General features: G+C 33.9%; 10 protein-coding genes. 6 read left to right on the forward strand and 4 right to left on the reverse strand.

Annotation, left to right across the window (positions count from 1 at the left end; translation table 11 throughout):
- Window positions 1-243: 243 nt before the first annotated feature.
- The 3 genes from pflB to ACKC83_RS13085 all read left to right on the forward strand — a co-directional run bounded on the left by pflB (window position 244) and on the right by ACKC83_RS13085 (window position 4,258).
- A complete protein-coding gene (gene pflB / locus ACKC83_RS13075; protein ID WP_434035846.1) occupies window positions 244-2,499 on the forward strand; it encodes a formate C-acetyltransferase in 2,256 nt (751 codons plus the stop codon).
- A 180-nt stretch (window positions 2,500-2,679) separates the two neighbouring features.
- Window positions 2,680-3,393 (forward strand): pyruvate formate-lyase-activating protein, encoded by a 714-nt coding sequence (pflA, locus tag ACKC83_RS13080; protein WP_434037781.1) that lies wholly within the window; start codon window positions 2,680-2,682, stop codon window positions 3,391-3,393.
- A gap of 34 nt (window positions 3,394-3,427) precedes the next feature.
- Complete coding sequence (locus tag ACKC83_RS13085; protein WP_434035847.1) at window positions 3,428-4,258, forward strand: formate/nitrite transporter family protein; 831 nt, start codon at window positions 3,428-3,430, stop codon at window positions 4,256-4,258.
- Between the two features lie 365 nt (window positions 4,259-4,623).
- On the opposite strand, the gene ACKC83_RS13090 is transcribed toward ACKC83_RS13085, so the two are convergent.
- From ACKC83_RS13090 to ACKC83_RS13100, 3 genes are all read right to left on the reverse strand, one after another.
- Window positions 4,624-5,109, reverse strand: a complete 486-nt coding sequence (locus ACKC83_RS13090) for a hypothetical protein (protein WP_434035848.1) — start codon at window positions 5,107-5,109, stop codon at window positions 4,624-4,626.
- Between the two features lie 107 nt (window positions 5,110-5,216).
- Window positions 5,217-5,588 (reverse strand): hypothetical protein, encoded by a 372-nt coding sequence (locus ACKC83_RS13095; RefSeq protein WP_434035849.1) that lies wholly within the window; start codon window positions 5,586-5,588, stop codon window positions 5,217-5,219.
- 70 nt (window positions 5,589-5,658) lie between these two features.
- A complete protein-coding gene (locus ACKC83_RS13100) occupies window positions 5,659-6,138 on the reverse strand; it encodes a hypothetical protein (protein WP_434035850.1) in 480 nt (159 codons plus the stop codon).
- A 219-nt stretch (window positions 6,139-6,357) separates the two neighbouring features.
- On the opposite strand from ACKC83_RS13100, the gene ACKC83_RS13105 reads away from it, so the two are divergent.
- On the forward strand, window positions 6,358-7,629 hold the full coding sequence (locus ACKC83_RS13105) for an MFS transporter (RefSeq protein WP_434035851.1): 1,272 nt from the start codon (window positions 6,358-6,360) through the stop codon (window positions 7,627-7,629).
- A 22-nt stretch (window positions 7,630-7,651) separates the two neighbouring features.
- On the opposite strand, the gene ACKC83_RS13110 is transcribed toward ACKC83_RS13105, so the two are convergent.
- A complete protein-coding gene (locus ACKC83_RS13110; RefSeq protein WP_434035852.1) occupies window positions 7,652-8,452 on the reverse strand; it encodes a class I SAM-dependent methyltransferase in 801 nt (266 codons plus the stop codon).
- A 168-nt stretch (window positions 8,453-8,620) separates the two neighbouring features.
- Here ACKC83_RS13110 and ACKC83_RS13115 point away from each other — a divergent pair, with 168 nt between their 5' ends.
- Both ACKC83_RS13115 and ACKC83_RS13120 read left to right on the forward strand, forming a co-directional pair.
- Window positions 8,621-10,816, forward strand: a complete 2,196-nt coding sequence (locus ACKC83_RS13115) for a B12-binding domain-containing radical SAM protein (RefSeq protein WP_434035853.1) — start codon at window positions 8,621-8,623, stop codon at window positions 10,814-10,816.
- Between the two features lie 67 nt (window positions 10,817-10,883).
- A complete protein-coding gene (locus ACKC83_RS13120; protein ID WP_434035854.1) occupies window positions 10,884-11,195 on the forward strand; it encodes a DUF6660 family protein in 312 nt (103 codons plus the stop codon).
- The last annotated feature ends 1 nt before the right edge of the window (window position 11,196 follow it).

Here is an 11,196-nt window from a genome sequence, read left to right on the forward strand (position 1 = left end):
GTTTGAAAAACAGGTGTCTCAATTAGTTGTTTGATAGCGTGTTATGGTATTTGTATTTAATCACTTGTTTTATTGATGAAAATGTATAAAACGACCATTTTTAACAGTTTTTAACACTTCTTTAATTGGTTTCATTAAAAGGTTCTTAATTCGATGTAAAACTGTCATTTGTCATGTTTTAAATCTTCTTTAAATCTGAACTTTGAGTTATCGATTTAGAACATAGATTTAATATACAATAATATGAAAGTAGCAGAGTTAAAAAATTCAGACTTAAAGACTAAAGGCTTCCAAGGTGGAGATTGGAATACAGCTATTAATGTACGTGATTTTGTGTACAGAAATATAACACCGTATACAGGAAATCATAACTTTTTAATAGGGCCTAGCGAACGTACTAAAAAATTATGGGACGTTTGTAAAGATGCCACTAAAATAGAACGCGCAAACAATGGCGTACATTCTGTAGATACAGATATTGTTTCAGGAATTGCAAATTTCGAAGCAGGATATATAGATAAAGAAAACGAAACAATTGTTGGTTTACAAACTAACGGTTTATTAAAAAGAGCTATGAAACCTTTTGGAGGTTACAAAGTAGTTCAAAAAGCATTAGATGAGATTGGTTTAAAACCAGCTAATCAAGTAGACGAATTATTCTCTAAATATGTTAAAACCCATAACGATGGTGTGTTTGATGCCTATAATGCTGAAATTAGAAAATTTAGATCTTTAGGATTTTTAACAGGATTACCAGATAATTATGCGCGTGGTAGAATAATTGGAGACTACAGAAGAATTGCTTTATACGGTATTGATACTTTAATTGCCGCTAAAAAACAAGATTTAGCAAACATTAAAGGCCCAATGACAGATGCTGTAATTCGTTTAAGAGAAGAAGTTTCTGAGCAAATTAAAGCGCTTAAAGAAATGATTACCATGGGTAATGCTTATGGTTTAGACCTAAGTCGTCCTGCCGATAATGCTCAAGAAGCTGTACAGTGGACATATATGGCCTATTTAGCTGCAGTAAAAGAACAAGATGGTGCTGCTATGTCTTTAGGTAATGTATCTACGTTCTTAGATATTTTTATCCAGAGAGATTTAGATAATGAAGTTATTGGAGAAATAGAAGCTCAGGAATATATCGATCAATTCGTAATGAAATTACGTATGGTGCGTCATTTAAGAATGTCAGCATACGACGAAATTTTTGCTGGAGATCCAACATGGGTAACAGAAGCTATTGGAGGTATGTTTAAAGACGGACGTACTAAAGTAACCAAAACGGCTTTCCGTTTCTTACATACATTATATAACCTAGGACCATCACCAGAACCAAATATTACAGTTTTATGGTCGCCTTCTTTACCAGAAAACTTTAGAAAATATTGTGCTAAAGTCGCTATTGATACGTCTTCAATTCAGTTTGAAAATGATGATTTAATGCGTACTCTTAGAGGATCAGACGATTATGGAATTGCGTGTTGTGTGTCTTACCAAGAAATTGGAAAACAAATTCAATTCTTTGGGGCTCGTACTAACTTAGCAAAAACATTGCTTTTAGCTGTAAATGCTGGTCGTTGTGAGATCACAGGTAAAAAAATGGTTAAAGGTATTGAAGTAGATAACGATGAGTATTTAGACTTCGATAAAGTAATGGCTAATTTTAAATTAGCAATGAAAGAAGTAGCTCGCGTGTACAACGATTCTATGAATATTATTCACTACATGCACGATAAATACTACTACGAAAAAGGTCAGATGGCTTTAATAGATACTAACCCCGATATTAATATCGCGTACGGTATTGCTGGTTTATCTATCGTAGCAGATTCTTTATCAGCTATTAAATATGCTAAAGTTAAACCAATTAGAAATGAAGAAGGATTAACTGTAAGCTTCGAAATTGAAGGTGAATTCCCTAAATATGGAAACGACGATGATCGTGTAGATATCTTTGCTCATGATGCTGTACAAGACTTTAACAACGAATTAAAAAAGCTAGCAGTCTACAAAAATGCAGAACCAACAATGTCTGTGTTAACCATTACGTCTAACGTAGTTTATGGTAAAAAGACGGGAGCAACTCCAGATGGTCGAGCTAAAGGTGTGCCTTTTGCACCAGGAGCAAACCCAATGCACGGACGTGATACTAACGGTGCAATTGCATCATTAAACTCTGTTGCTAAAATAGACTATAAAGATTCGCAAGATGGTGTATCAAATACATTCTCTATAGTACCTAAATCTTTAGGATCTACAGACGAAGAACGTATAGATAACTTAGTAGCCACTTTAACCGGATACTTTGAGCATGGCGCACAACATTTAAATGTAAATGTATTAGATAAAGACACTTTATTAGATGCTATGGAACATCCAGAAAATCACCCGCAATTAACAATTCGTGTGTCTGGTTATGCTGTTAACTTTATAAGATTAACAAGAGAACAACAAATGGAAGTTATTTCACGTTCGTTCCACGAATCTATGTAAACGAAACTCTGTTTATTTAACTCCAAGAGGTATTCAAAAAACATAACGCACTAATTTTACTTCATTTATAAGTAATCTCCTTAAATTATTAGTGTAACTTATATTTTTGAATACCTCTTATTTTTTAATTAAAATCTTACTACTATTAAAACTACAGATATAACCTTAAGTGTACATTCTATCGAGTCCTTTGGGACGCATGATGGTCCAGGAATTCGAATGGTTGTGTTTTTACAAGGCTGTAAATTAAAATGCCAGTATTGCCATAATCCGGATACTATAGACACTCACGGAGGTACAGAATACAATATTGAAGATCTTGTAAAACGCGCCGTAAGAATGAAATCTTATTTTGGTGATCGTGGAGGAGTTACCGTTTCTGGGGGAGAACCTTTGTTACAGTCAAAGAGTTTAATTTCCTTTTTTAAACGTTTAAAAGAAGAAGGCATTCATACTAATATCGATACCAACGGACGGTTATTAAATCATCCAACCAAAGAGTTATTAGATGATTATGCTGATTTGGTGATGCTGGATATTAAGCACATGACAGAAGAAGGGTTTCAGAAAATTGCTGGAGCGAAAAATAAAGAGACGACTTTCAATTTCGCAAAATACCGTGAAGATTCAGGAAAGAAAATGTGGTTACGTTATGTTCTTATTCCAGGAATTACAAATACACCCGAATTGTTACATCAATTAGGATCGTATTTTAAAGATTATAAAACTATTGAACAAATAGAACTGCAACCTTATCATAAACTAGGTATTCATAAATGGGAAGCCTTAGGTTGGGAATACGAGCTTAAAGATGCGAGGGAGAATACTCAAGAAGAGCTAGATCAGGCGAAAGAGATCTTAGAAACGTACTTCAAAAAAGTAAAGGTGAATTAAAGCGGGTCTGGTTTTTAAAATTGAAAATATCATTATGAATACACCTAACGAAGGTATTAAAATAATTAACGAAATAGCTCTTAATAAAGAGGGATACACCGTAAAGAAAACATTAATTCTTGCGTTTTTAGCAGGTGCTTATGTGGCTTTTGGCGGATTGTTAGCCATAACGATTTCTGGAGGTTCACCCGAGATTATAGCACGAAATCCTGGATTTGCAAAATTTCTATTTGGAGCGGCATTCCCTTTAGGATTAATTCTTGTGGTTTTGGTAGGAGCAGAGTTGTTTACTGGGAATAACGCCTATTTTATTCCTAATATTTTAAGTAAAAAACAACGGGTTATAACCATGTTTAAAAATTGGGGGTTGGTGTATTTAGGCAATTTTATTGGCGCTCTTTTTATTGCATATGTTATAACTCATTTAACGCATCTTGTAAGTAAAGAACCGTATCTAGATATGGTTTATAGTATAGCACGAGGTAAAACAAGTCATTCGTTTTTAGTCACTTTTATAAAAGGTATTGGAGCGAATTGGCTAGTGTGTCTAGCCCTTTGGCAAGGTATCGCAGCCGAAAACTCAAGCGGTAAGATTATCGCTATTTGGTTACCTGTAATGGCTTTTGTAACTTTAGGATTCGAGCATAGTATTGCTAATATGTATTTTATTCCACTTTCAATTTTTGAAGGTTCAGGAATTACATGGAGCACGTTTATATTTAAAAATTTAATTCCAGCGACTCTCGGAAATATCGTTGGAGGTGCTTTATTTGTAGGGTTACCTTACGGATATTTATTTGGAAAAACGGGAACTACCCCACAAAAAATTAAATCTAAGCTAAGACAATTAAGCAGAAATGCTTAATACAAATGCTCTTGCGAGCAAACAACTATTTTACTAGTACTTAAACCTCAATTTATATTGGGGTTTTTGTTTTTTTAAGGGAGACTTAAATGTGCTTGTTTAAACGAATTATTAAAAACGTTATAAAACAGAGTCGATTAAGTAGGACGAAGCGTGATTTTTTTTTTAGGACTAAACTATTTTTATACGTTAACAGGATTCGGAATAAAACCAGTTTGGTTGATATAGGCTTTTAGATAATGACTAAAGATATTCCTAAATAAGTCAACTAAAAGTTTAAGATTTAACTAGTAAAGAATGGGGAGAATTAAGTCTCTGTATATAAAATAAAAGCCCCATAACATATTATGGGGCTTTTATTATTCTTAGTTTAGCGCTAATTTCTTCTCAATTAATTCATGCCAGGTATTAATAATCTGAATCTCGCCACTTAATTGCGTATTTACCGCTTCATTGTAAAATTCGAATTGTTGTTCTGGCGCCGATTTATCTTTAGGAATAAAGTCTAGTTTTAATCTTTCAATCGCATAAGAACTGCTTGTCGCGTGTAGGTCCTTTCCAAATTTTAATATTTTACAATCTTTATAATCCGATAAATCTACACAGTTTTCAACCGAGTTATCTGCTGTTTTTTTGAAGAAGAAAACCAGGTTTTTAATGTTGTCCATCCCAATAATAAAATCGGCTCCTACATCGTAAATACTAATTTGGGCATCATGTTTATCTGCTAAAGTTTCTAACGATTTTAGTAAAGTGTTTTTTCTTTTTCTGCTTCCGCGACTTGATAATATAAAAGGTAAAGCGCAAATTGCTATAAAGAATGCGCTAAGGATCATTGTTCCAGTATTCATTGTAATGTGTTTTAAAATTATTTCATAAAAAGTGCAGATTATATAATTAAATATAACCTTGCTGTAGTAAACGGGTAGTGCGTAATCACACTAAAAAGGAATGGTGTTTACCAGAAATAATGAAACGGGAAAATGGAATCGTTTTTACGATAATTAACCAACGTATTGGTTTGGTTAATTTTGTATTGTAAGAATTGTGAAGCTATTAATTGCTCACTAATTTTAGGAAACCAAACAGAGTTAAATAACGGAATCTTTAAAAAGTGACCTCCCGACGAAGGAAATGATATCACTACATTTTCAGGCACTGCAGTTAAACTGAAAATTGATTCAGAGACCTTTGAAACCTTCTGCTGTTGCTCTGGATTGTTTGGATGATACGTGAAAGTTTCAGGCAGAGGCTGTGTTACACTGTACAGTGCAAAACAATATAATAGGCTTAAAAGTAAGCCTCCCGAAAATTTAACAACTTTTTTCACGTCGCAAATTTAAATGTTTCTAAATAATAAAGAATAGGTTTAAGGTAATTTATCAAAAAATTATGATAACCTATCCAATAAAATACCAGCCGTGGCTTCCTGCTACCGCTCCAAAAATGGTACATAAACTAAGAATAAGCAAAATCCAATGTGCGCGATGAATAATTCTAAACGCTTTATCGGGATTTTTTTCAACTTCTTTTCTAAATAATTTATGAAGTAAAAGCGGTTCTAAAACATATAATACCAATGTGAAGATAATCCACATTATTGTCATGGCATGAATCCACCAAAATCGAATATCTAAATACCTGCTCCAAGCATCCATTTCGTACATCATGTAAAAACCTGTAATTCCTGTAAGTAAGGTCGTGATTTTAGCTTGGGTGGCGAACTTACCTTCAATTTGCTCGAATGTCTGCAATTTATCTTCCTTAGTTTTCATTCTTTTTACTGCAGGAATAATAACGGTAGTGACCATAGAAACGCCACCAATCCATAACACAACGGCTAATACATGTATAACTCGGGCAAGGGTAAAAGTTTCCAAGGTGGGATAGAATTTAGTTTGAAAAATGTTATACTAAGTTAAAACAATAATCACTTCTATTTAAATATTTGAGTGAATAAAAAAGATGATTGATGATTTTTATTAATCTAAATCTATAATATCATAATTATTGATGCCTTATAGATGATGGGTATTGTATTTAAAGAAATTTTCAAGTTTTAAAGTTTAATTTTGTAGTCTAAATTACAAACGTTAACCATGAATTTTACCACCTTCAATTCCTTTAAAAGTAGAAATTTTAGATTATTCTTTATGGGACAATCTGTATCGCTTTTAGGAACATGGATGCAGAAAACAGCGGTGAGTTGGGTAATTTACAGTTTAACGCAATCTAAATTTATGCTTGGTGTTACGGTGTTTGCAACACTATTTCCTACAGCAATTATGTCGCTTTATGGCGGTGTTATTGCAGATAGACATAATAGACACAGCGTATTATTAATTACTCAAATTGTCTCGTTACTTCAGGCTATTTTACTAACCATTTCTATTGTGTTTTTTAAAGACCATGCCGTTTGGACAATAATTGTGCTTAGTGCGGTTTTAGGTATTATAAATGGTTTCGATGTACCTGCAAGGCAGTCTTTGGTGCGTGAAATGGTGGATAATAAAGACGATTTACCAAATGCTTTAGCTTTAAACTCGTCTATGGTAAATCTGTCTAAATTAATTGGTCCTGCACTTGCTGGTTTTATTTTAGAATCTTTTGGAGACGAAGTGTGTTTCGGAATGAATGCCATGAGTTTTATTCCCGTTATTATATCGCTGTTATTAATGCGCTTACCAAAACAGGAATTAAAACCCAATGCCGATAGAAATATTAAAAATGAATTTAAAGACGCTTTTAACTATATAATCAGTACGCCTGAAATTCATTCAGTATTAATATTTGTAGGGCTCATGAGTTTATTTGTATTGTCGTTTACCACCTTAACACCAGCTTTTGCAAAAGATGTGTTTAATGGTTCGGCATCTACATTAGGTGTAATCGATGGTATCATTGGTTTTGGTGCTTTTGTTGGCGCTATATTTTTAGCGTCTTTAAAACCTGGAGCGAATTTGGTTAAGGTATTAGCTATTAATTCCTTAGTATTTGGAGTCGGGCTTATATTATTTTCGGAAAGCACTAATTATTATATGGCTCTATTTTTTGTGGCCATAGCGTCTTTCGGAATGATGTCTGTACGAACGATTACAAACACTATCATCCAAGTGAATGTACCTAATCATTTTAGAGGTCGAGTGATTAGTATTTACGTGATGACGTTAACCGGACTTTTACCCATTGGGAGTTTAGCTATAGGAAGCATATCGCATTATATCGGTGTACAGACCATGGTTTTAATTCAAGGTGTTTGTGCCATAATTATCGCTCTTATTTATGGAAAATATCTTAAAAAGCAAAAACTAAAGAAAGAGGCTATAAACTTACTAAAACAACGACCAGAGCAGGGCTTAGGAGTTAAATAACTTCTGTTATATATGTATAAAATCAGTCTTTAATCGCTTTTAACGAATAAACCATAGGTATCTTAGAATCTAGGTGTTTAATTCTGAATTGTTTCGGATTGACCTCAACAGTGTGTCTAAAACAATCGTAAGGCGAATAATCAAATTCTTCAAAAGAGTTTAATTGTAATTTATTCTGAAGTAAACTCCCAAGGACTTCTCCAAGACTATGATTCCATGTGATAGATTGTTGCGTAATATTTGCTGTTCTATCGGCATACGTTCCAGACTCTGTTTCAACAATTGCATCTTTTTTAAAGTAGCTGTAGATAATCTTATCAAAATCGTCATCGAACATCCAAACTGCAGGATGAAATTCAACAAATACAAACTCTCCTTTTGGTTTTAAAAATTTTGAAATTAATTGTGCCCATTGGTCTAAATCGGGTAACCATCCAATGGTGCCATAACTGGTATATACGATATCGAAAGTATCGTCTAAATAATTCGGTAAATCGTATAAATCACAACAAATAAAGGACGCATCTAATTCAAGTTGTTTAGCTAAACTGTTAGCATTTTTAATGGCCACATCAGATAAATCTACGCCTGAAACTTGTGCTCCTAAACGGGCTAAAGACAGTGAATCTTGACCAAAATGACATTGTAAATGTAATATCTTTTTGCCTTTTACATCGCCAAGTAATTCCAATTCAATAGCATTTAAAGAGGAGTTTCCGTTAATAAAACCTTCAACATCGTAAAAATCGGATGCTAAATGTGCTTCCGTTTTAATATTCCAAGTGGCTTTGTTTATGGCTTTATAATCGTGTTCAGGATTCATGGTTAGTTGAATTAAATACAAGTTGAAAGAACAAATTACATATAATTTTTAAAAGGAGTGATAAGTACATTAAATTAAGAGGATTGAGCATGAACTTTCAGATTTAAATCACACGATTAAACTTCGGAAAACAAATACATTATCTTTGCTCAAAATTTTGCATCTATTTTGAAAGACATCTTACTAATTACACCTCCATTTACCCAATTAAATACACCGTATCCAGCAACGGCGTATTTAAAAGGATTTTTAAATACTAAGGATATTTCTGCAACTCAAATGGATTTGGGGATTGAAGTGATTATAGAGTTGTTTTCGAAAAATGCATTTACGATGTTGTTCGATTCTGCTTACGAGAATGATACCATTCAGAGTGAAAATGCGCAACGTATATATGCCTTAAAAGACGATTATTTAAAGGTGTTAGAGCCTATAATAGAATTCCTGCAAGGCAAGAATGTAACTTTAGCAAGGCAAATTTGTACCGATAATTTTTTACCACGGGCATCACGATTCGATAATCTAGAAGATTTAAATTGGGCCTTCGGTAATATGGGAATGCAAGATAAAGCTAAGCACTTGGCAACCTTGTTTCTTGAAGATTTATCCGATTTTATTATTGAATGTATAGACGATAATTTTGGTTTTAGTCGCTATGCCGAACGTTTAGGAATGAGTGCCAATTCGTTCGATGAATTGTACGACAGTTTACAACAAGATATTACCTTTATTGATGATATCACGCTACAAATTCTGGAAGCTAAATTAGAAGAGGTACAACCTAAAATTGTTTGTTTATCGGTGCCGTTTCCGGGGAATTTGTACAGTGCGTTTCGTTGTGCACAGTTTATAAAATCTAATTACCCAGATATTGTTGTTGAGATGGGAGGCGGATTCCCAAACACAGAATTACGGTCTTTAAAAGATGTACGGGTATTCGAATTTTTCGATTTTATTACATTAGACGATGGCGAATTACCTATTGAGTTATTACACGATTTAGTAGTCAATACTAAAGACAAAACCACTTTCAAGTTTAAACGTACTCTGTTATTAGAAAACAATGCTGTGGTGTATAAAAATGATAGTCCGCTTCCGGATTACAAGCAAAGTGCAGTTGGGACACCCGATTATTCAGATTTGTTGTTAGATGAGTATATTTCAGTTATAGAAATTGCTAATCCAATGCACAGTTTATGGAGTGACGGACGTTGGAACAAACTCACCATGGCACATGGATGCTATTGGGGAAAATGTACATTTTGCGATATTTCTTTAGATTATATAAAAATTTACGAACCTATCGCGGCTAAGACATTAGTCGACCGCATGGAAGAGCTTATAGCGCAAACGGGAGATACCGGATTTCATTTTGTCGATGAAGCCGCGCCACCGTCATTAATGAAAGCATTAGCCTTAGAAATATTAAAACGTGATTTAACGTTAACGTGGTGGGCAAATATCAGGTTCGAGAAAAATTTTACTCAAGATTTATGTATCTTATTAAAAGCCTCTGGATGTATTGCGGTTTCGGGTGGCTTGGAAGTGGCATCAGACCGTTTATTAAAACTAATAGATAAAGGTGTCACGGTTGAACAAGTGGCGCAGGTGACTCGTAATTTAACCGAAAGTAACATCATGGTACATTCGTATTTAATGTACGGGTATCCTACACAAACGGAGCAAGAGACCATAGATAGTTTAGAAATGGTACGTCAGTTGTTTGAAGTTGGCGTTTTGCAATCTGGCTTTTGGCATCAGTTTGCATTAACAGCACATAGTCCCATTGGATTAAATCCATCTGAGTTCGGCGTTACGCCACATTATAACGACATAACTTTTGCAAATAACGATGTCGCGTTTTCGGATGTGACAGGAATTGACCATTCAAAATTTAGTAACGGACTAAAAACCTCATTATTTAATTATATGCACGGGATTGGGTTTGATTTACCGCTTCAGGATTGGTTCGATTTCAATGTTCCCGATACGACAGTAGATTCAGAATGTATTTTTAAAGCCTTACAAACCGAACCGAGTTTCAGTGTAAAACCAACCGCTAAAATTGTATGGTTAGGTAAAATACCGTTTGTAGAAGAGGTCTCGAAAACTAAAAAAGGAACGACCTATACGAGTCTGAAAATGACGTTCTACGATAAAACAGATGCCTATCAAATTTCAACACCTTTAGATGAAGGCGAGTGGTTATTAGATATGCTAGAACAACTTAAGCCAATTAGTGCCACCCAAAAGTCTTTTAATATGTTGAAGAAAGATTTTGAATCACATTTTGAAAATTTTGAATTGTTCTGGTTTTCAAAACCTATAAACACCTTAAAAGAAAACGGTTTATTGGTATTGTAATCCTATTGTTTTTTAAGCTTTTTATTTTGCAATGGCATTGCATACAATAATTTGTATATTTGAGTCGATGAAATTTTTAGCAGTCATATTATCCATTTATATTTTAGCATTAAACTTTGCGCCTTGTGAAGATATTGCTCCTATAGACGATGATATTACTACCGAAATTACGCAACAATCGGAAGCGAACCACGAGCACAACGCAACAGACGAATGCTCTCCATTTTGCCAATGCCATTGTTGCCATATTCACGCTACAGAATTTACACCTCTACAAGTTACCTTTACTGTACCAGAGATATCAACAAAAATATTTCTTCATTTCGATAGTCTAGGTCAAGATTTTAATCAGACGTTATTACAACCACCTCGGGTATAAT

Origin of the sequence: Formosa bonchosmolovskayae, from assembly GCF_051016085.1 — a bacterium.
GTDB lineage: Bacteria > Bacteroidota > Bacteroidia > Flavobacteriales > Flavobacteriaceae > Formosa.

What these genes read in the sequence shown, in the direction of transcription:
- pflB (WP_434035846.1), top strand. Translation starts at nt 244, where the DNA reads ATGAAAGTAGCAGAGTTAAAAAATTCAGACTTAAAGACTAAAGGCTTC.
- ACKC83_RS13085 (WP_434035847.1), top strand. Translation starts at nt 3,428, where the DNA reads ATGAATACACCTAACGAAGGTATTAAAATAATTAACGAAATAGCTCTT.
- ACKC83_RS13090 (WP_434035848.1), bottom strand. Translation starts at nt 5,109, where the DNA reads ATGAATACTGGAACAATGATCCTTAGCGCATTCTTTATAGCAATTTGC.
- ACKC83_RS13105 (WP_434035851.1), top strand. Translation starts at nt 6,358, where the DNA reads ATGAATTTTACCACCTTCAATTCCTTTAAAAGTAGAAATTTTAGATTA.
- ACKC83_RS13110 (WP_434035852.1), bottom strand. Translation starts at nt 8,452, where the DNA reads ATGAATCCTGAACACGATTATAAAGCCATAAACAAAGCCACTTGGAAT.
- ACKC83_RS13120 (WP_434035854.1), top strand. Translation starts at nt 10,884, where the DNA reads ATGAAATTTTTAGCAGTCATATTATCCATTTATATTTTAGCATTAAAC.